The organism is Segnochrobactrum spirostomi (assembly GCF_009600605.1).
GTDB classification, from domain to species: Bacteria; Pseudomonadota; Alphaproteobacteria; order Rhizobiales; family Segnochrobactraceae; genus Segnochrobactrum; species Segnochrobactrum spirostomi.
On sequence record NZ_VWNA01000001.1, the window covers coordinates 1,654,917 to 1,674,950 of the forward strand.

General features: G+C 70.0%; 19 protein-coding genes and 3 pseudogenes. 11 read left to right on the plus strand and 11 right to left on the minus strand.

Annotated elements, in window-relative coordinates; genetic code table 11:
- Window positions 1-53 precede the first annotated feature (53 nt).
- From F0357_RS07490 to F0357_RS07500, 3 genes and pseudogenes are all read right to left on the minus strand, one after another.
- A pseudogene (locus F0357_RS07490) lies at window positions 54-934 on the minus strand (HpcH/HpaI aldolase/citrate lyase family protein).
- Between the two features lie 190 nt (window positions 935-1,124).
- Window positions 1,125-1,730, minus strand: a complete 606-nt coding sequence (leuD, locus tag F0357_RS07495; protein WP_153479769.1) for a 3-isopropylmalate dehydratase small subunit — start codon at window positions 1,728-1,730, stop codon at window positions 1,125-1,127.
- A gap of 139 nt (window positions 1,731-1,869) precedes the next feature.
- On the minus strand, window positions 1,870-2,415 hold the full coding sequence (locus tag F0357_RS07500) for a GcrA family cell cycle regulator (RefSeq protein ID WP_153479770.1): 546 nt from the start codon (window positions 2,413-2,415) through the stop codon (window positions 1,870-1,872).
- 668 nt (window positions 2,416-3,083) lie between these two features.
- On the opposite strand from F0357_RS07500, the gene F0357_RS07505 reads away from it, so the two are divergent.
- From F0357_RS07505 to F0357_RS07520, 4 genes are all read left to right on the plus strand, one after another.
- Window positions 3,084-4,316, plus strand: coding sequence for an aspartate aminotransferase family protein (locus F0357_RS07505; RefSeq protein ID WP_153479771.1), 1,233 nt, complete (start codon window positions 3,084-3,086; stop codon window positions 4,314-4,316).
- On the plus strand, window positions 4,313-5,245 hold the full coding sequence (gene argF, locus F0357_RS07510; RefSeq protein ID WP_312861496.1) for an ornithine carbamoyltransferase: 933 nt from the start codon (window positions 4,313-4,315) through the stop codon (window positions 5,243-5,245). Before F0357_RS07505 ends, argF begins: the two co-directional genes overlap by 4 nt.
- Complete coding sequence (locus F0357_RS07515; protein WP_376767788.1) at window positions 5,242-6,261, plus strand: Hsp33 family molecular chaperone; 1,020 nt, start codon at window positions 5,242-5,244, stop codon at window positions 6,259-6,261. Before argF ends, F0357_RS07515 begins: the two co-directional genes overlap by 4 nt.
- A gap of 238 nt (window positions 6,262-6,499) precedes the next feature.
- Window positions 6,500-6,943 (plus strand): GNAT family N-acetyltransferase, encoded by a 444-nt coding sequence (locus tag F0357_RS07520; protein ID WP_153479773.1) that lies wholly within the window; start codon window positions 6,500-6,502, stop codon window positions 6,941-6,943.
- 51 nt (window positions 6,944-6,994) lie between these two features.
- Here the strand turns inward: F0357_RS07520 and F0357_RS07525 are convergent, their stop codons facing one another.
- From F0357_RS07525 to F0357_RS07545, 5 genes are all read right to left on the minus strand, one after another.
- Window positions 6,995-7,681: a TetR/AcrR family transcriptional regulator gene (locus F0357_RS07525; RefSeq protein WP_153479774.1), complete on the minus strand. Its 687-nt coding sequence runs from the start codon at window positions 7,679-7,681 to the stop codon at window positions 6,995-6,997.
- A 105-nt stretch (window positions 7,682-7,786) separates the two neighbouring features.
- Window positions 7,787-8,650 (minus strand): pyrroline-5-carboxylate reductase, encoded by an 864-nt coding sequence (gene proC / locus F0357_RS07530; RefSeq protein ID WP_153479775.1) that lies wholly within the window; start codon window positions 8,648-8,650, stop codon window positions 7,787-7,789.
- Between the two features lie 123 nt (window positions 8,651-8,773).
- Complete coding sequence (locus F0357_RS07535) at window positions 8,774-9,274, minus strand: type III secretion system chaperone family protein (RefSeq protein ID WP_153479776.1); 501 nt, start codon at window positions 9,272-9,274, stop codon at window positions 8,774-8,776.
- Window positions 9,275-9,594: 320 nt separating this feature from the next.
- Complete coding sequence (locus tag F0357_RS07540) at window positions 9,595-9,903, minus strand: accessory factor UbiK family protein (protein WP_153479777.1); 309 nt, start codon at window positions 9,901-9,903, stop codon at window positions 9,595-9,597.
- A 162-nt stretch (window positions 9,904-10,065) separates the two neighbouring features.
- Window positions 10,066-10,425: an acyl-CoA thioesterase gene (locus F0357_RS07545; protein WP_246161596.1), complete on the minus strand. Its 360-nt coding sequence runs from the start codon at window positions 10,423-10,425 to the stop codon at window positions 10,066-10,068.
- Window positions 10,426-10,744: 319 nt separating this feature from the next.
- On the opposite strand from F0357_RS07545, the pseudogene modA reads away from it, so the two are divergent.
- From modA to F0357_RS24925, 7 genes and pseudogenes are all read left to right on the plus strand, one after another.
- Window positions 10,745-11,553: pseudogene (gene modA / locus F0357_RS07550) on the plus strand (molybdate ABC transporter substrate-binding protein).
- Window positions 11,554-11,595: 42 nt separating this feature from the next.
- Window positions 11,596-12,294 carry a molybdate ABC transporter permease subunit gene (gene modB, locus F0357_RS07555; protein WP_153479779.1) on the plus strand — a complete coding sequence of 233 codons (699 nt, stop codon included), beginning with the start codon at window positions 11,596-11,598 and terminating at the stop codon, window positions 12,292-12,294.
- A gap of 203 nt (window positions 12,295-12,497) precedes the next feature.
- Window positions 12,498-13,585 (plus strand): annotated as a pseudogene (gene modC, locus F0357_RS07560) (molybdenum ABC transporter ATP-binding protein).
- Window positions 13,586-13,643: 58 nt separating this feature from the next.
- The gene (otsB, locus tag F0357_RS07565; protein ID WP_153479780.1) at window positions 13,644-14,402 is read left to right on the plus strand and encodes a trehalose-phosphatase; all 759 of its coding nucleotides are present in this window, start codon (window positions 13,644-13,646) and stop codon (window positions 14,400-14,402) included.
- A 119-nt stretch (window positions 14,403-14,521) separates the two neighbouring features.
- Window positions 14,522-16,300, plus strand: coding sequence for a glycoside hydrolase family 15 protein (locus tag F0357_RS07570; RefSeq protein WP_153479781.1), 1,779 nt, complete (start codon window positions 14,522-14,524; stop codon window positions 16,298-16,300).
- 40 nt (window positions 16,301-16,340) lie between these two features.
- On the plus strand, window positions 16,341-17,441 hold the full coding sequence (locus F0357_RS07575) for an alpha,alpha-trehalose-phosphate synthase (UDP-forming) (protein WP_281350325.1): 1,101 nt from the start codon (window positions 16,341-16,343) through the stop codon (window positions 17,439-17,441).
- The gene (locus tag F0357_RS24925) at window positions 17,426-17,779 is read left to right on the plus strand and encodes a trehalose-6-phosphate synthase (RefSeq protein ID WP_281350380.1); all 354 of its coding nucleotides are present in this window, start codon (window positions 17,426-17,428) and stop codon (window positions 17,777-17,779) included. The genes F0357_RS07575 and F0357_RS24925 overlap by 16 nt, the downstream gene beginning before the upstream one ends.
- On the opposite strand, the gene F0357_RS07580 is transcribed toward F0357_RS24925, so the two are convergent.
- The 3 genes from F0357_RS07580 to F0357_RS07590 are packed head-to-tail and all read right to left on the minus strand — an operon-like array spanning window position 17,749 to window position 19,993.
- A complete protein-coding gene (locus F0357_RS07580; protein WP_153479782.1) occupies window positions 17,749-19,017 on the minus strand; it encodes a CCA tRNA nucleotidyltransferase in 1,269 nt (422 codons plus the stop codon). The genes F0357_RS24925 and F0357_RS07580 overlap by 31 nt on opposite strands.
- Window positions 19,014-19,277, minus strand: a complete 264-nt coding sequence (locus F0357_RS07585; protein ID WP_153479783.1) for a DUF6111 family protein — start codon at window positions 19,275-19,277, stop codon at window positions 19,014-19,016. Before F0357_RS07585 ends, F0357_RS07580 begins: the two co-directional genes overlap by 4 nt.
- Window positions 19,277-19,993, minus strand: a complete 717-nt coding sequence (locus F0357_RS07590; protein ID WP_153479784.1) for a CoA pyrophosphatase — start codon at window positions 19,991-19,993, stop codon at window positions 19,277-19,279. Before F0357_RS07590 ends, F0357_RS07585 begins: the two co-directional genes overlap by 1 nt.
- Window positions 19,994-20,034 lie beyond the last annotated feature (41 nt).

Below are 20,034 nucleotides of genomic sequence, written 5' to 3' on the forward strand. Positions count from 1 at the left end.
ATCCGGCGACGGCGGGCCTGCGGGCCGAGGCGCGGCAGGTGGCCGCGCTGGGATCACCCCTGCGCGGCGATCGCGTCGGCGAGGGCGACGGTGCGGGATGCGGCTTCGGCGTGGAGGCGCTCGACCATGCGGCCGTCGAGGGCGATGGCGCCGCGGGTGCGGTTCTCGGGGCCGCGAACGCCTCGATGACGCGGCGGGCCTGAGCCACTTCGCGCGGCGTCGGCGCGAAGATGCGGTTCGCGATGTCGATCTGGCTCGGATGGATCAGCGTCTTGCCGTCGAGGCCGAAATCGCGGGCCTGGACGCATTCCGCCTCGAAGCCGACGCTGTCGTCGAAGGCGTTGAACACGCCGTCGAGCACGTCGAGACCGTAGGCGCGGCCGGCGACGAGCGCGGCCGACAGGAACGGCACCAGCGGCGCGCGGCCCGGCACGGAGCGCACGCGCAGGTCCTTGGCGAGGTCGTTGAGCCCGAGCACCAGGCAGGTGAGCTTGTTGGCGATCTCCGCCTCGCGGGCGATCGCCACCGTCTCCGGCCGCAGCGCGGCGAGCGGGGTCTCGATCATCGCCCAGATGGCGATCTGAGAGGGCGCGCCGGCGCGGGCGAGATCGCGGCCGAGCTCGATCACGTCCTCGTCGCTCTCGACCTTGGGCAAGAGCACCGCATCGGGCTTCGCCGCGGCGACCATGGCGACGTCGGCGGGGTTCCAGGGCGTCTCGAGCGCGTTGATGCGCACGACGACCTCGCGGGACCCGAAGGCCCGTGCGGCGAGCGCGGCGGCGAGCGCCTCGCGGGCCTCGGCCTTCGCCTCCGGGGCGACGGAATCTTCGAGATCGAGGATGATGCCGTCGACGGGCAGATGCGCCGCCTTTTCGAGCGCCCGGGCGTTCGAACCCGGAACATAGAGCAGACTACGGCGCGGACGGATGGTCATGCTCGGCCTCCTCGCGGGGTCGTCGAACGGCTCCGGCGGCGTGCCGGACGCGGCGCCCCGGGGACGATCGCCGGGGAACACCGCGACTTTTGGGAAGCGGACGAGAGCCCGCGCGGGACGCGTGAGGATCGCGCGCGGGGCCGGACGCGAAGCGGCAAGGCCGGATCCGGCTGGACCGGATCCCGCTGGATCAGATCCAGGGACGCTCCGCGGCGATCGCGCCCTCGTGGGTCGTGATCGAGGTGCCCTTCTCCAGCGTCAGGCCGATATCGTCCAGCCCGTTGAGGAGGCAGTGCTTGCGGAACGGATCGATGTCGAAGTGCACCGTTCCGCCATCGGGCCCGCGGATTTCCTGCGCGGCGAGGTCGATGGTGAGCGTCGCGTTGGCGCCGCGCGAGGCGTCGTCCATCAGCTTGCCCAGGTCTTCCGGCGACACCACGATCGGCAAAATGCCGTTCTTGAAGCAGTTGTTGTAGAAGATGTCGGCGAACGAGGTCGAAATCACGCAGCGGATGCCGAAATCGAGCAGCGCCCACGGCGCATGCTCGCGGCTCGAGCCGCAGCCGAAATTGTCACCGGCGACGAGCACCTCGGCCTTGCGGTAGGCCGGCTTGTTGAGCACGAAATCGGCGTTCTCGGAGCCGTCGTCGTTGTAGCGCTGCTCGGAGAACAGGCCCTTGCCGAGGCCGGTGCGCTCGATCGTCTTCAGATATTGCTTCGGGATGATCATGTCGGTGTCGACATTGATCAGCGGCAGCGGCGCCGCCACCCCGGTGAGCGTGGTGAATTTCTGCATGGGACGCGGACCCTCGGCGAGGCACGAACGACGCCGGGGCGGGTGCGCTCCGGCGATTTTGAACCGTTCTTTGCGCCGGGCACCGCGTCGGGTCAAGCCCGGCGTTCGACCGGGCTTGGTGCGTGCGGCCGGAAGCTGATCAATGACCGCCGCGGCGATCGCGGCGGCGCTCGACCGGCTGATAGGCGATGCGCGCGTGGTGCGTGCAATAGGGGATGCCGGTCTCGGAGCGCTTGCCGCAGAACGAGAAGCCCTCGCTTCCGGGATCGCCGATCGGCCAGCGGCAGCTCTGCTCGGTCAGCATCATGATCGTGACGCGCTCGTTCATCACGACCACGTTGTCGACCCGCGCCTGGGGCTCGGGCTCGGCCTCGACCATGTAGGTCGGCTCGATCTTGAGGGCGGTGTTGCCGACCGCGGCGACCGCGGGACGCGCCTGACGCGGAGCACTCTGGGCGACCTGCTTCGGCGCGCGGCGCACCGCCGGAGCGGCAACCACGGCCGGGGCGGCAGCGATCGGCGCAGCACCGGCCGGGCGCACCCGTCCGGACAGGCCGAGCCGGTGGATCTTGCCGATGACGGCGTTGCGGGTGACCTCGCCGAGGGACGAGGCGATTTGGCTGGCGCTCAAGCCGTCGGTCCAGAGCCTCTTCAGAAGCTCTACCCGTTCGTCGGTCCAGGACATCGAGCCATCCTTTCCGGTTCGCAAGTTCGAGGTCGCGGCAGAGGCCAACCGCGTCAGCGGCGAACCTCGAACCGTTCGAGCAGGCGACATCCGGCCGTCGCGGCCTCGCAGCATCTCAAAAGAGCGCCGTTCCGGCCGCGCGGAGCGGCAGGCTGGAATCCCGAATCGACCGAGAAGCGGACGAAGCGCGCCCGCGACCGGATATTCCGATCTCGAGGAGAGTGAGGACCCAACCTGCTACACGAGATATCGTGCTCTGGTTAACAATTCCCTACTATATGGCGTGACTCGCTGACAAGAGTCGCCGCGGAGGCCGTTTCGGGAGAGACGCCTTTATCCCCAGAAGACGCGAAAGTGCCGTCTCGGACCGTCTCGATCGGCCCTCCGATGGCGATCCCGCTTTCGCCCCGCGGCGTCGCAATCGCCGCCGGCCCACGCGCGCGAGCATTGACATGCGACCGGGTGTTCGTCTTATAGGAAAGGTCCGTGGTGCCGCCGGTGGCGGCATCTTTCATTTTCGGGCCTTGCGGCTCGATCCCGTCGGGCCGATCGGCCCGGTCGTTGCCGCCGTGGCACCTTCGGTTCCCGGCGGCATGATTTTTCCGGGCCGCGTTCCGCTCCGGCGTCGCCGGGTGGGGGCCGGCCACACGAGCCCGGTGACCGCCGCCATGACCTCGTCGAGCCTCTATCCGACCTTCGCCCGCGTCGACCTCTCGTTCGAAACCGGAGAGGGTGCGTGGCTGCACGGCAGCGACGGACGAACCTACCTCGATTTCGGCTCCGGCATCGCGGTGACCTCGCTCGGCCACGCCCACCCCCATCTGGTGGCGACGCTTCAGACCCAGGCCGCCAAGGTTTGGCACACCTCGAACATCTTCCGTATCCCCGAGCAGGAGCGTCTCGGCGACCGGCTCGTCGCCGAGACGTTCGCCGACCGGGTGTTCTTCACCAATTCGGGTGCCGAGGCGCTCGAGGCCGCGATCAAGACGGCGCGGCGCTATCATTATGTGAACGAAGAGCCCGAGCGCTACCGCATCATCACCTTCGAGGGCGCCTTCCACGGCCGCACCCTCGCCACCATCGCGGCCGGCGGGCAGCAGAAATATCTCGAAGGCTTCGGCCCCAAGGTCGACGGTTTCGATCAGGTCGTGTTCGGCGACATCGCGGCGGTTGAAGACGCCATCGGCCCGGACACCGGCGCCATCCTCATCGAGCCGATCCAGGGCGAAGGCGGCGTCCGCCCGGTGCCCCATGCGTTCCTGCGCGAACTGCGCGCGCTGTGCGACCGCACCGGCCTCCTCCTCATCTTCGACGAGGTGCAGACGGGCGTCGGTCGGACCGGCCGCCTATTCGCCCACGAATGGTCGGGCATCACCCCGGACATCATGGCGATCGCCAAGGGCATCGGCGGCGGCTTCCCGCTCGGCGCCTGCCTCGCCACCGAAGAGGCCGCGAAGGGCATGACGCCGGGCGTGCACGGCACGACCTTCGGCGGCAATCCGCTCGCGATGGCGGTCGGCAACGCCGTGCTCGACGTGGTGCTGGCTCCCGGCTTCCTCGACGAGGTGAACCGCATCGGCCTCATCCTCAAGCAGAAGCTCGCCGGCCTGGTCGACGGCCACCCGGAGGTGTTCGAGCTCGTGCGCGGCGAGGGTCTGATGCTCGGCCTCAAGTGCCGCGTGCCGTCCGGCGACGTGGTCGCGGCGATGCGCTCGGTCGGCATCCTCGGCGTCGGCGCCGGCGACAACACCGTGCGCCTCTTGCCGCCGCTCATCGTCGGCGAGGCCGAGGTGTCCGCAGCCTTCGAGCGCCTCGAAGCCGCGGCACTCAAGATCGAGACGGTGCTGGAGGCCGAGCGTGCCGCCGCCGAAGCCGAGGAAGAGGCGGAGATCGCATCGTGAGCCTGCCGATCCGCCATTTCCTCGATCTCGATCAGCTTCCCGCGAGCGAGCTCCGCACCATCCTCGACGAAAGCGCCCGGCTGAAGAGCGAGCGCGGCGGACGCCGCCGGCTCGACGGGCCGTTCGCGGGCCGCTTCCTCGCCATGGTGTTCGAGCGTCCCTCGACGCGCACCCGCGTCTCGTTCGACGTCGCCATGCGCGAGCTCGGCGGCGAGACCATCATGCTGACCGGCGCGGAGATGCAGCTCGGCCGCGGCGAGACCATCGCCGACACCGCGCGCGTGCTGTCGCGCTATGTCGATGCCATCATGATCCGCGTGCTCGATCACGAGGCCTTGGAAGAACTCGCGGCGAACGCGACGGTGCCGGTCATCAACGGCCTCACCAAGCGTTCGCACCCCTGCCAGATCATGGCCGACGTGCTGACCTTCGAGGAACATCGCGGGCCGATCGCCGGCCGCAAGGTGGCCTGGACGGGCGACGCCAACAACGTGCTCGCCTCCTGGGTCCACGCCGCCGAACGCTTGTCCTTCGAATTGCGCATCGCGACGCCGCCGGAGCTTGCGCCGGAACCCGAACTCCTCGCCAAGGCGGCGGCGCATGGCGCCCGCGTCTTCGCCACCACCGATCCCTTCGAGGCGGTGGACGGCGTCGATTGCGTCGTCACCGACACCTGGGTGTCGATGGGCGACAAGGAGCGCGAGCGCCGGCACAACCTGTTGAAGCCCTATCAGGTCAACGAGCGGCTGATGGCGGCGGCGGCGAAGGACGCGATCTTCATGCATTGCCTGCCGGCCCACCGTGAGGAAGAGGTCACCGCGGCGGTGATGGATGGCCCGCAATCCGTCGTGTTCGACGAGGCGGAGAACCGGCTGCACGCGCAGAAGGGCATCCTCGCTTGGTGCCTCGCCGGACGCGAGGCCGCGTGAGCTCGCCCGTGCCGTCGTCCAACCCGTCCGATCCTGCCGTCAAGCCCGCCGCCATCGGGCCGGCTCCGGTCGATTCCGTGCTGCCGTTCTCGGTCTCGCCGCTCGACGTGCGCGGTCGGGTGGCGCTGCTCGGCCCAGCGGTCGATGCGATCCTCAAACGCCACGATTATCCGAAGCCGGTGTCGCGCCTGCTCGGCGAGGCGATCGTACTCACCGCCATGCTCGGCACAGCGCTGAAGTTCGAGGGCCGCTTCACGCTACAGACCGCGACCGACGGCGCGGTCGACATGATCGTGGTCGATTTCGAGACGCCGGATCGCATCCGCGCCTATGCGCGGTTCGACCGCGATGCGGTCGAGGCGATGCCGGCCTCGGAAGCCCAGCCCGAGCGCCTGCTCGGTCAGGGCCATCTGGCGCTCACCGTGGACCAGGGTGTCCACATGCAGCGTTATCAGGGCATCGTCGCCCTCGACGGCACCACGCTCGAAGAGGTCGCGCACCAATATTTCGCCCAGTCGGAGCAGATCCCGACCCGCGTGCGCTTGGCCGTGGGCGAGGTGATGAGCCGCCAACCGGGCGAAGCGCCGAGCCATGCCTGGCGCGCCGGCGGCGTCATGGTGCAGTTCCTTCCGGAGGCGCCGGACCGCATCGCTCACCGCGACCTCGCGCCGGGCGATGCCCCGGGCGGCCTCGACGACGAGGATGGGATCCGCGAGGACGAGGACGATGCCTGGGTCGAGGCGCGGGCCCTCGTCGACACCGTCGAGGACCACGAACTGACCGATCCGGACCTGACGCCGGAACGCCTCCTCGTCCGCCTGTTCCACGAGCGGGGCGTGCGGGTCTACGAACCGCACCCGATCCACGATCGCTGCCGCTGCTCGCGGGAGAAGGTCGAGAGCATGCTCGCCCAGTTCTCCGAAGAGGAGAAGACGGACATGACGGTCGACGGGGAGATCGTCGTGACCTGCGAGTTCTGCTCGAGCGTCTACCGCTTCCGCGCCGACGAAGTGTGACGGGCTGGTCCGTCGAGACGGCCCGACGCGAGCCCAAGGTATCAGCGGGGCGTGATCGATCACGCCCGGTTTCCGTCATCGGAGCGTTTGGCTTCGGTCCGGATTTGCTCTAAGCAGTGCCTCGAATGCGCGGCCGACCGGCCGTGGGGGGATGAATCAAAAAGGAGGGCGCCACGGCACAGAGCCGGCGGCGTTCGGGCAAACTTCTGCGTCGCGACGTCGCGGAATGGGGGGCCATATGGTGAAAATCCGCGATCCGCAACGCGCGGACGAGACGCGCTGGCGTGAACTCTGGGCCGGCTACAACGCCTTCTACGAAACCGAGCTTCCCGAAGAGGTCACCGCCTTCACGTGGCAGCGCCTCAATGAGCGCGGCTCCCACATGTTCACGCGGCTCGCCGAACTCGACGGCAAGGTGATCGGCTTCGCCAACGCCGTCGTGCACGACTGTACCTGGACGATGTCTCCGGTTTGCTACCTCGAGGATCTCTTCGTCGATCCCACCGTGCGCGGCACCGGAGCCGGGCGCGCGCTGATCGAGGACCTCATCGCGATCTGCAAGGCGAGCGGCTGGGCCCGGCTCTATTGGCACACGCGCGAGGGCAACGTGACCGCGCGGCGCCTCTACGACCAGGTCACAGCCGTCGACGATTTCGTCCATTACAACGTGAACATTGTCTGAGGCTTGCATCGCCAAAGGCTTGTATCTCCAAAGGCTTGCGTCGCCCGCGGCTCACGCGGCCTCGGGCGTCTCCTCGGACGGTGCCGATGACGACCGGCCGGAGCGGCGCGCGCGGCTGCGCTCGATGAACTCGGCGAACGGGCGCAAGGTCCGGCGGGCGGTGTCGCAGGCCTGTTCGGCCCGCTTCAGCGTCTCGCCGCCGCGCTCGAGCTCCTTGTCGAGGGCCGCCATCGTCCGGCCGTGGGCCGGATCGTCCTCGTCGAGCCAGACCTTCAGCACCTTGGCATAGACATAGGTGAGGCCCTTGGCCTTCAGCCGGCCGGCCGGGCTCGTGCTTTCGATGCCGGCCGCCTCGAGGGTCCAGCGCTGCGAGCGCAGCGCGAAGCCGGCGAGGCACAGGGCGAGGCTCGGATCGCGCCGGGCCGCCTCGCGCAGAGCGCCGACCGCGGCCTTGTAGGGCGTCAAAAGGTCGAAGCGGCGCATCAGAAGATCGAACAGCCGGTCCTTCGGCGTCGCCTCGGCGAGATCGGGGTCGAGCCCGGCGAGCACCGCCGTGTCGATGCGCTCGACGAAGGCGGCGACGATGTCGAGACGGCTCGCGAAGGCGGAGCGAAGCGTCGAGAGCGGCACTTCGGCCCGCGCCGCGATCACGGCGAGCGAGACCTCGTGCCAGGGCCGCTCCGCGACCGCCGCGATGAAGGCATCGACGATCTTCTGCTTCTGCTTGTCCGTGGCCATCAGAAAACTCCTCCGTGCCGCAGGATCCGGGCGGCAATCCGGACCCGCCTTTGGAGACATAGGATTCCCCGATTGCGACGCAAGCCGGGCGAGCCGGCGCGTCGATCAGGCGGAGAGTTCGCGGGAGCGCGCCGCGGCGGCGGCGACCGCCTCGGTCATCAGCGCGGTGAGGCCTTCCGGGCGCATCAGCACGGCGAGAGCCGCCGCCGTGGTGCCGCCGGGGGAGGTGACGTTGCGCCGCAGGATCTCGGCGCTGTCGTCGGCACGCGCGAGGAGCTCGCCGGCGCCGGACACCGTGCCGCGGGCGAGGCGCATCGCGAGATCCGCCGGGAGCCCCGCGGCCGTCCCGGCCGTGGCGAGCGCCTCGACGAGGTGGAAGACATAGGCCGGCCCGGAGCCGGACACCGCCGTGACGGCATCGATCAGCGCCTCGTCCTCGACCCATTCCACGCTGCCGACCGCCTTCAGGAGATGAGTGGTGACCGCGTGGTCAAGCGGCGAGACCGCGGCATTGCCGACCGCGACGGTGACGCCGCGCCCGACCTGCGCCGGCGTGTTCGGCATCGCCCGGACGATCGGGCGGGCGCCGAGATGGGTCTCGAAGGTCGCGATCGGCGTCCCGGCGGCGATCGAGATCGCCAGCGTCTCGGGACCGAGTGCGGCAGCGAGTGCCGGCAAGGCCTCGGCCATCGATTGCGGCTTCACCGCGATCAGGGCGACGCGGAAGGCTGCGCCCGACGGCACGGCGGTCTCGTGCCGCACGCCGCGGCGAGCGAGAATGGCCGCCATCTCCTCGGACAGGTGCGGATCGACCGCCACGACGTGGCTCGGATCGAGGCCGCGGTCGAGCCAGCCGGCGAGGAGCGCCCCGCCCATCCGCCCGGCGCCGAGGAGAAGGATGGTGCCGGCCTCGGCGAAGGTCACGGTCTTCGGCAGCTCGGCGGTCGGGTGCGCGGGATCGGCGTTCATCGACGGTTCTCTCTCTCGGACGGCGGAACGGGTCGGCTTGCGATGGCTTGGCTTAGCACCGCGGACCGCAACGCAAAACGGCCGGCGTGCGCCGGCCGTTTCGGGGGATCGGGGAAAAATGTCTCAGGCTTCGCCGGCGGTCTCGAACAGCGAGGTCTCGAGCGCCTCCTGGGCGGACTTGCCGGCCCAGACGACGAACTGGAAGGCCTGGTAGTGCTGCTCGCAGGTGGCGAGCGCATGGGCGAGCATGCCCTCGATCTGCGCCTCGGTCGGGTGCACGTCGCCGGCGAGCAGCAGCGACTGGCGGTACATGATGACGCCTTCCTGGGCCCACAGGTCGAAATGGCCCATCCACATGCGCTCGTTGATGACCGCGAGCAGCTTGCAGACCTCGGTGCGGCGGGGATCGGGAACCTTCAGGTCGAACGCGCAGGCGAGATGCAGCGCCTCGAAATCGTCGAGCCAGGAAAAGGAGACGTGGTAATCGCACCAATGGCCCGACACCGAGATGGTGATCTCGTCGTCGTTCTCGCGCTCGAAGGTCCAATCGTTGGACAGCGCGACCTGCTCGATGTGGTCGACGGGATTGAACTGGCGTTCGAATTCGATGTCGATGAGGCTCATGACCGTTCCTCTAGCGTTCGAGGAAGCACCGCTCGACCCGCGCGCAAGCACGCGTCGACCGCGCCCGTTCCCATCGGCCGGCCGCCGGAGCGGATCCGGCCGAACGCTCCGCCGCCCGCGGAGCGGGGCGCCCGCGCGGACGAAGGATCTCATGAGCACCCCGAACGGCCGGGCGAAGCCCGCCGAATCAGGCGCTGAAACCGTTCTCGTGAACTATAGCGCCCTTTCGCCGAGATGCGAGTGCGGCGCAGCAAGAGATTTCCCGGCGCGACAGCGAGGCGAAAGCCTCGGCCTTCCGATGCCCGCGGACCGCGAAAGCCTCAGACCACGTCACCCGCGTCGTCGACGGCTTCCTTGGCGCCCTGGGCGCGCAGCTCCAGGCGGGCGACCCGGGCTTCGAGCTCGGCGAGGGCGACCTTGAGGGCGTCCGCCTCGGTGCGGGCCTTCGCCGCCAGCGCCTTGACCGCCTCGTGATCCTCGCGGCTCACCACGTCCATGTCGGCGAGGAAGCGCTCGGCCTGGGAGCGGAACGCGGTCTCGACCTCGCGGCGCACGCCCTGGGCCGCCGCGGCGGCGTCGGTCGCGAGCTTGGCGAACTCGTCGAAAATGCGGTTGTTGGTCTGCGTCATGGCAGCTCACTCCGGCAGCACCGCCCCCCGGGCGGTTCTCATCGCGTCCTCCCTAAACTATGGGACGCGCGGCGTCGCGCGACAAGATCGCCGCGCCTCGCGCGGGCTTGTGGGCAAGGCCACCGCCCCGGGCTCGTCCGGACGGCGCGCGTGTCCCCGTCGTCAGGCGGCGGGCAGCGGAACCGGGCGATAATCGACGCCGATCGCGACGAACGTGAAGACGGCCTTCGTCACCCGCTGGCCGTCGTCTTCCTCGCGGCGGCGGCGCCAGGCCTCGACCGCGATCTGCATCGAGGTCCGGCCGGTCTTCACGATGTGGGCATAGAGGCTCACCTCGTCGCCGACGAAGACCGGCTTCAGGAAGCTCATGCCGTCGACGGCGATGGTGACGCAGCGCCCGCGCGCGCGGCGCATCGCGACCGTGCCGGCCGCGAGGTCCATCTGCGACATCAGCCAGCCGCCGAAGATGTCGCCGGCCGGGTTGGTGTCGGTCGGCATGGCGATGGTGCGGATCACCGGCATCTCGGTCGGCTGCCGTTCGATTTCCTCGTCCGGTTTCGCCACCACGATCTCGACGCCGCCCAATTCCGACATGCCTGCTCTCCCGCCCGCTTTCCCGCCTCGTTCGGCCGCAGGCTGCCGCAAAGGCCGGGCGAGGTCAAAGCGCCGCATCGCAGGACACCCATGCGTTCGCCGCGCGGCGGCGGGAGCGGGCCGCAGCGGCTTGCGGTTCGCCGCTGCCGATATATTCTGGCGGATATATCGATCCGCCGGATGGCGCGGACGCTGAACCAGAGATCACGGGCTGGAGGAGACAACGATGGCGAACTTCATCGGACGGATGCGCGCGGCCCTCGAAGCGCGGACCGACCGGGGCCGGCGGGCCCTTCTCGGCGGGGCGCTCGCGGCGTTCGCCGCCGCCGCCATCGCGGTCACCCCGGCCCCCGCGCGGGCCGACGACACGGTGGTGTTCGCCGCCGCGAGCCTGAAGAACGCCCTCGACGCCATTGCGGCCGACTTCGCGGCCGGCGGCCAGGGCACGATCAAGGCCTCCTATGCGGCCTCGTCGGCGCTCGCCAAGCAGATCGACCAGGGCGCGCCGGCCGACATCTTCATCTCCGCCGACGTGCCGTGGATGGACGACGTCGCCAAGCACGACCTCCTCGAGCCCGGCACCCGCGTCGATCTCCTCGGCAATTCCCTCGCGCTCGTCGCGCCCGCCTCCTATGCCGGCACCGTCACGATCGCCAAAGGCTTCGATCTCGTGGGCCTGCTGGGCGGCGGCCGCCTCGCCATGGCCGATGTCGCCGCCGTGCCGGCCGGCAAATACGGCAAGGCCTCGCTCGAAGCGCTCGGCGTCTGGGACGGGGTGAAGGACCACCTCGCCCAGGCCGACAACGTGCGCTCCGCCCTCGCCCTCGTCTCCCGCGGCGAGGCGCCGTTCGGCATCGTCTACGCGACCGATGCGGTCGCCGACAAAGGCGTCAAGGTGGTCGCCACCTTCCCCGCCGACAGCCATCCGCCGATCATCTATCCGGCGGCGATCGTGAAGGGGCCAAGGGCGGTGCGACCAAGGCCTTCTTCGCCTATCTTCGCTCGGAGGCGGCGGCCAAGCGCTTCACCGAACAGGGCTTCGTCGTCCTGAAATGACCGCCGCCGCCGGCCTGGCGCCGGGCCGGACGAGGAGACCGCATGTTCCAGGGGCTGAGCGCGGACGAGTGGAGCGCCCTCCATCTCAGCCTCAAGGTCTCGCTCTGGGCGGTGGCGTGGGCGCTGCCGCTCGGCATCTTGGTCGCCTGGCTGCTCGCCCGCGGCCGCTTTCCCGGCCGCACCCTGCTCGACGGGCTCGTGCATCTGCCGTTGATCCTGCCGCCGGTCGTGACCGGCTACCTTCTCCTCTTGACCTTCGGCCGGCGGGCGCCGCTCGGCGCCTTCCTCGCCGAGCATTTCGGCCTCGTCTTCTCGTTCCGCTGGACCGGGGCCGCCCTCGCCGCCGGCGTGATGGGCTTTCCCCTGATGGTGCGCGCCATCCGCCTCGCCCTCGAGGCGGTGGACCGCCGCCTCGAGGAGGCTTCCTCGACGCTCGGCGCCGGGCCGATCGCGGTGTTCTTCACCGTGACCCTGCCGCTCACCGTGCCGGGCATTCTCACCGGCGTCGTGCTCGCCTTCGCCCGCGCCATGGGCGAGTTCGGCGCCACGATTACCTTCGTCGCCAACATCCCCGGCGAGACGCAGACCCTGCCCACCGCGATCTACACCTTTACCCAGGTGCCCGGCGGCGACACCCAGGCGATGCGGCTGACGCTGATCTCGGTCGCCGTCTCCCTTGCCGCCCTGATCCTGTCCGAGGTGCTCGCCCGCCGGGCGCGGGTCCGGCTCGGGCTCGGGTGATCAGACACGGCCTCGCCGGCGCCGGCATCGATGCCGTCTTGAACGAACAGGTGCGCTTCGGGATAAGCTATTCCGCACAACCCTCCTCAACCATCCAGGACAATGCCTTCCAGGGAACGCCCTCCGTCAGGTTCTGAGCCGCGCGCGGGTGCGCGAAGCCGCGCGTCCCGGCGCGGGTGCCGCCGCGCCGCGAGAACCGCCCGATGAGCCTCGAGATCGCGCTACGCCACCGGCAGGGCGACTTCACCCTCGAGGCCACGCTCGCCGCCGAGGGCCGCCTCGTCGCCCTGTTCGGCCGCTCGGGATCGGGCAAGACCACCCTCGTCAAGCTCATTGCCGGCCTCATCCGGCCGGACCAGGGGCGGATCGCCATCGACGGCAACGTCCTCGTCGACAGCGACCGCCGCCTGTTCGTGCCCGCCCACCGCCGGCGCATCGGCATGGTGTTCCAGGATGCCCGGCTGCTGCCGCACCTCACCGTGCGCCAGAACCTGCTCTATGGGCGCTGGTTCGCCCCCGCGGCGCAGCCAAAGCGGATTTCGGCGAGATCGTCGCAATGCTCGGCCTCGGCGCCCTGTTCGACCGGCGGCCGCGCGACCTGTCGGGCGGCGAGCAGAGCCGGGTCGCCATCGGCCGGGCGCTGCTCGCGAGCCCGCGCCTCCTCCTGATGGACGAGCCGCTCGCCTCCCTCGACGATGCCCGCAAGCGGGAGATCCTTCCCTATATCGAGCGGCTGCGCGACGAGACCGGGGTGCCGATCGTCTATGTCAGCCATTCGGTGGCCGAGGTCGTCCGCCTCGCGACGAGCGTCGTGGTCCTGTCCGCGGGCCGGGTTGCCGCCGTGGGGCCGACGGCGGCGGTGATCGGCGCGCTCGATCCTGCCGCGGCCACCGGCCCGGCCGATCAAGGCACGGTCATCGAAGGCGTCGTGGCGGGCCACGACGATCGCTTCGGGCTCGCCAGCCTCGCGACCCCGCTTGGCGCGATCGTGCTGCCCGGGATCGCCGCGCCTCAAGGCAGCCGTGTCCGCTTCCACATCCCGGCGCGCGACGTCACGCTCGCGACCGAACGGCCCCACGGTCTCAGCGCTCTCAACATCCTCGACGGCGAGGTGACGGCGCTGCGGCCGGCCGATGCGGTCAGCGACGACGTCACCGTGCGCTGCGGCGAGGGCGAGATTCTCGCCCGCCTCACCCGCCGCTCCGTCGCGGCCCTGCAACTCGCGCCCGGCACGCGCGTTCACGCCATCGTCAAGGCGGTCGCTCTCGACAGGGGCGCCGCCGGTCCGTGAGAGTGGCCCGCCCGCGCGGCGCCATCCTTCTGCCGCGGGATCCAGCCATGAAGAGCGCATGACGACCGAGACAGCTTCCGCCGACGCCGCCCATTCGCTGCCGGTGCCGGACCATCCCGCCCTCTTCCTCGATTTCGACGGCACGCTGATCGATCTCGCGCCGGAACCCGACCTCGTGGTCGTGGATGCGGGCCTGCCGGATCTCCTCGGCGCAATCCAGGCGCGGCTCGACGGCGCGCTCGCGGTCGTCACGGGGCGCGAACTCAGCGATCTGGACACCCTGCTCGCGCCGCTCCAGATCGCCGGCTCCGGGATGCACGGCCTCGAACGGCGCGAGGACCCGACGGGCCCGATCGCACGGCCGACCCAGTTGCCGGCGATCTCCCGCCTGCGCGAGCGCCTCGGCGCGGACCGCCACGTCCGCGGGAGCGGCCTCCTCGTCGAGGATAAGGGGCTCACCATCACCGTGCATTATCGCCGCGTGCCGCATCTGAAGCCGGTCGTCGAGGACCTCATGCGCGAGGCGATCGCCGATTTGCCGGAACTCCATCTGGTGCCGGGCAAGATGCTGGTCGAGGCGAAGCCGTTCGGCGACAGCAAGGGAACCGCCATCGAGGCCTTCCTCGCCCGCGCGCCGTTCGCCGGGCGCACGCCGGTCTTCCTCGGCGACGACGTCTCAGACGAGGACGGGTTCCGCGCCGTCGCCAAGGCGGGCGGCATCGGCATCAAGATCGGCACCGGCGACACCCGCGCACCGCTCCGCCTGCCCGACATCACGGCCTCGCGGGCCTATCTGTCGCGCTTCCTGCGGCGCTGAACGGCGTCTCCGCCGAGAGAAATGGGGCGGGCGGGGGCAGATGCGCCCCACCCTGCCCCAAACAATGCCGGATTCGGCGGGTCCTCTGAGCGCCCCCTCTAACCGAGAGAAAGGTGCCGATGTCGACACTCGATCTTGGCCTGATCGGCAATTGCTCCGTCGCCGCCCTTGTGGACAACCGAGCCCGCATTGTCTGGTGGTGTCTGCCGCGGATCGACGGCGACCCGTTCTTCCACGGCCTTCTCGGCGCCCGCACCGGCGACGAGCACGACGGCGCCTTCTCGATCGAGATCGACGGCTTCGTGCGCGCCGAGCAGGCCTATGCCGAGAACACGGCGGTGCTCGTCACGCGGCTCTATGCCGAGGACGGCTCGGCGATCGAGATCGAGGATTTCTGCCCGCGCTTCGAGGCGCGCGGCCGCATGTTCCGCCCCGCGAGCATCGTACGGCGAATCCGGCCCGTCGCCGGCTGGCCGCGGGTCAGGCTGCGCATCCGCCCCGGCCTCGATTGGGGCGCGCGGGCGCCCACGATCACCACCGGATCGAGCCACATCCGCTGGGTCGGCGACGATTTCGCCGTGCGGCTCACCACCGACGCGCCGATCTCCTATCTCACGGCCGAGACGGCCTTCCTGCTCGACCGGCCGATCGCCTGCGTGATCGGGCCGGACGAGACCCTGAGCGACCGCCCGGAGACCATCGCCCGCTCCTTCTGCGAGGAGACTACGGATTATTGGCGCCGCTGGTCACGCCGGCTCGGGCTGCCCCACGAATTCCAGGACGCGGTGATCCGCGCCGCGATCACCCTGAAGCTCTGCACGGTCGAGGACACCGGCGCGATCGTCGCCGCGGTGACGACGTCGGTGCCGGAATTCGCCGATTCCGGCCGCAACTGGGATTATCGCTATTGCTGGCTGCGCGACGCCTTCTTCGTCATCCGCGCCTTGAACGCGCTCTCCGCCGTCGAGGTGATGGAGCTCTATCTGCGCTATCTCAACGACATCATGGCGATCACCCACGGCGGCCACGTCCAGCCGGTGTGGGGCGTCGGGCTCGAGCAGGCGCTCGTCGAGCGCACCGTCGATCTGCCGGGCTATCGCGGCATGGGGCCGGTCCGGGTCGGCAATCAGGCCTACGAGCATTTCCAGCACGACGTCTACGGCAACATCATCCTCGGCGCCTCCCAGGCCTTCTTCGACCGCCGCCTGCTCAGGCCCTGGGGTCTCGAAGACTTCCGCCGCATGGAGGCGATCGGTGCCCGCGCCTATGCCGTCTACAACCAGCCCGACGCCGGCATGTGGGAACTCCGCACCCGAGCACGCGTTCACACGTCGTCCAGCCTGATGTGCTGGGCCGCGCTCGACCGGCTGGCCAAGATCGCGGTCCACCTCGGGCTCGACGGCTCGCAATGGCGCGCGCGGGCCGATGAAGTGCGCGCGGCGATACTCGATCAGGCATGGAACCCGACCATCAACGCCTTCGCGGAGAGCTTCGGCGGCAAGGACCTCGACGCCAGCCTGCTTTTGATGGCGGAGGTCGGCTTCATCGATCCGAACGATCCCCGCTTCCGCGCCACCGTCGATCTGATCGGCAAGGAATTGCGCCGCGGCAACCACATGTTCCGCTACCGCATGGCGGACGATTTCGGGGTGCCGCACACCGCCTTCACCGTCTGCACCTTCTGGTACATCGACGCCGTCGCCCGCATCGGCCGCCGTGAAGAGGCGCGCGAGATCTACGAATCCGTCCTCGCCTGCCGCAATCCCCTCGGCCTCCTGTCCGAGGACGTGGACCCGGCGACGGGCACCCTGTGGGGGAACTTCCCCCAGACCTATTCGATGGTCGGCATCATCAACGGCGCCATGCGGCTCTCCTCTGGCTGGGAGACCGTCATCTGAGCCGGGGCCGGCCTTTCCAACGGACCGAGGAGAGAAGCCGTTGCCCCGTCTCGTGATCGTCTCGAACCGCGTCGGCCCGCTCAATGATTCCGCCAAGGCCGGGGGCCTCGCGGTCGCCCTCGTCGATGTGCTGCGCAAGACCGGCGGGCTGTGGTTCGGCTGGTCGGGCGAGGTGAGCGAAGCCGGCACCCAGAGCGAACTCAAGATCGAGGAGGCCCGCAAGGTCCGCCTCGTCACCATCGACATCACGGCGGAAGACGCTGCCGACTTCTATGCCGGCTACGCCAACCGCACGCTCTGGCCGACCATGCATTACCGGCTCGACATCGCCGATTTCGACCGGCGTTTCGAGGCCGCCTATCACCGCGTCAACGAGCGCTTCGCGGCGCGTCTGCGCCCGCTGCTCGAACCCGACGACATCATCTGGGTCCACGATTACCATTTCTTCCACCTCGGCGCGGAACTGCGCGCCCTCGGGGTGGAGAACCCGATCGGTTTCTTCCTTCACATCCCGTTTCCAGGCCCCGAAATCCTCACCGCGGTGCCGCGCCACGACGTCCTGCTCAGGGCGATGCTCGCTTACGACCTCATCGGCTTTCAGACCCACCGCGACCGCGACGCCTTCATGCGCTCGGTGACCGAGGAGGTCGCCGCCGCCCACCGGCTCGACGACGACACGGTCGAGTTCGCCGGCCGGCAGGTCGCGGTCAAGGCGTTCCCGATCGGTATCGACACCGCGGGCTTCGCCAAGTTCGCGGTGAGCGCCGATGCGCGCGCCCACGAGAAGCGGATCAAGGCGACGCTCGCCGGCAAGCAGCAGATCATCGGCGTCGATCGCATCGATTATTCGAAGGGGTTGCCGGAGCGGTTCCGGGCGTTCGAACGGCTGCTCGAGCTCTATCCGGAGAACCGCGGCAAGGTGAGCTTCATCCAGATCGCGCCGCCGTCGCGGATGGAGGTCGATGCCTATGCTGCGATGCGGCGCAATCTCGAACGGCTCGCCGGCCACATCAACGGCCGCTTCGCCGACATCGACTGGACTCCGATCCGCTTCCTGACCCGGGCCAGCCGCGCAAGTCCCTCGCCGGGCTCTATCGGGCGAGCCGGATCGGGCTCGTCACGCCGCTGCGGGACGGCATGAACCTCGTCGCCAAGGAATTCGTAGCGGCCCAGTCGGCGGACGATCCCGGCGTGCTCCTGCTGTCGCGCTTCGCGGGCGCAGCGGAGGAGATGCGCGAGGCGCTGATCGTCAATCCCTATTCAGCGGAAGGGGTGGCGGATGCAATGCAGAACGCGATCCAGATGCCGCTCGACGAACGGCAGGATCGCTGGCGCCGCCTCTACGACCGCATCCGGGAGAACGACGCGGCGGCGTGGGCGAAGACCTTCCTCGCCGACCTCAAATCGGCCGCGGCGTCGAACCGGGCCGCCCTTCAGGCCGAGGCGGCTCAGTTCGCCGTGCCGCCGGCCGCCGCCTGATCGCCGTCCGCGGGATCGAGCGCAAGGAGCGCGTCGCGATCGAGGGTGAAATCCGAGGCGGCCCACGCGGCGCGGAGGGCAGCGAGGCGCCGGCCCATCGCCGGTCCCGGCGGGATGCCGCGCGCGGCGAGATCGCGTCCCGAGACGGGAAAGGACGGCGGCTCCCAGGTTTCCGAATAGCGCAGCAGCGCCCCGAGCCGGACGCGATCGACCGGCGTCGGGCTGTCCGCCACCGCGAACCATAGGCCATCGCGAAAGGCGACCGGCCCGTCTTGCGCGATCAGGCGGCGGACGGTGCGCTCGTCGGGCAGGTCCGTCCCGAGGCAGGCGCCGAGCGCGCCGGCGGCGAGGACGCGGGCACGCTCCTCGTTCGACAGCCGCAGCCGCGCGGCGATCCGCTCGCCGTCTTCGGCGACGCGGGTGCCGAGAACCGCGAGGGCGAGCGCCGGCGCCGGTCGTTCGCCGAGCCCCGCCGACAAGGCCGAGAAGCGGGCGAAGCGCGGCAGGCAGGCAATTCCCGACAGCACGATCGGCAACACCCCCGCCTCTGACATCAGCTCCACCGTCGCTGCCGCGCCAGGCGCCACCACGAGCTTGCGCATCTCCTGGCCGATGCGTTCCGCGGAGAGATAGCGCAGCCCGTCGCGGCGGCGCTCGACGGCGGCGAGGCCGGCGCGGTCCGGTGCACCCGACCCGTAGCGGGCGTGGAAGCGGAAGAAGCGCAGGATGCGCAAATAATCCTCGGCGATGCGCCGTTCGGGATCGCCGATGAAACGCACCCTCCGGGCGATGCAGTCCGGATAGCCGCCGACCGGATCGTGCAGCCGGCCGTCGGCGGACACCGACAACGCATTCATGGTGAAATCGCGCCGCCGGGCGTCCACGCTCCAATCGCGGCCGAAGGCGACGCGGGCACGGCGGCCGTCGGTCGCGACGTCCTCGCGCAGCGTCGTCACTTCGAAGGCGCGGCCGTCGACGACCACCGTCACGGTGCCGTGCTCGATGCCGGTCGGGATCGCCCGGAAGCCGGCGCTCGTCGCCCGGCGCACCACTTCGTCGGGCTGGACGGTGGTGGCGACGTCGAGGTCGGCGACCGGCTCGCCGATCAGCGCGTTGCGGACCGCGCCGCCGATGACGCGGGCCTCCTCGCCGTTCTCGGCGAGCAGGGCAAGCAGCCGCTGGGTCGGTGGATCGACGAGCCACGCGGCTCTCGCGAGCGAGGGGAGCCCCGAACTCATTCGATGTGCCCCGGAACGAGGACCCCGTCGCGCACCTCCGCCGGATGATAAGTGCCCTTCACCCCCGGCTCGACCTCGAGCGCGACAACGGCGAAGCCGGCGACCACGAAGAGGAGGCCGATGAGGATCAGGTTGAGCAGCACCCGGCCGCGCGCCGCCGAAGCGGGATCGACCGGGCGGACGCGCAGGGCCAGATAAAGGCCGTAGGCGACGAACGGCAGCAGGAACAGGGCGATTTCGATCAGGCTCAGGCGCAGCATCAGCCATAGACCCGTTCGAACAGCGATCGGAGGATGCCGGCCGTGATACCCCAGATATAGCGGGCTTCGTAGCGCAGCGCGTAGAAGTGATGATGGCGGTCGCCGACCGCCCGGCTCTCGCGGGCGAAGTTCGCGTCCGCCATCAGGTGCGACAGCGGCACCTCGAAGATCTCCGCGACCTCGGCGAGGTTGGGGGTCACCGCGGCGGCCGGATCGATCAAGCCGACGACCGGGAAGACCCGGAAGCCCGTGCCGGCGAAATAGGGATCGACGTAGCCGATCGGCTGCACCGCGGCCGGATCGAGCCCGATCTCCTCGTTCGCCTCGCGCAGAGCGGCCGCGATGGGGCCGTCGTCCTCCGGATCGATCTTGCCGCCCGGAAAGGCGATCTGCCCGGCATGGCGGGCGAGATGGGAGGTGCGCAGGGTGAGCACCACCGAGGCGGTATCGCCACGCGCCACGACCGGGATGAGCACGGCGGCATCGCGCAGGGCGAGGCGGCCGAACTCGGCGACGTCGGGATTGAGAACCTGATCGCCGCGCCGCAGCGGGAAGGTCAGGATCGGCGCATCGAGGCCGATGAGGCGCCCGGCGGCGCGCCGCTCGAACGCCTCGACGGAGAAGCCATCGCCGCGCGCGGCCGCGAACGCGCCGTCCGAGGCGTCGTCCCCGACGTCGAGCGGCTGCGGTGCGGACGAGGCGGCGATCTCTCTCATCAAGGCGTATTCCGTCTCAACCGGGGGACCGGGCGGGATCG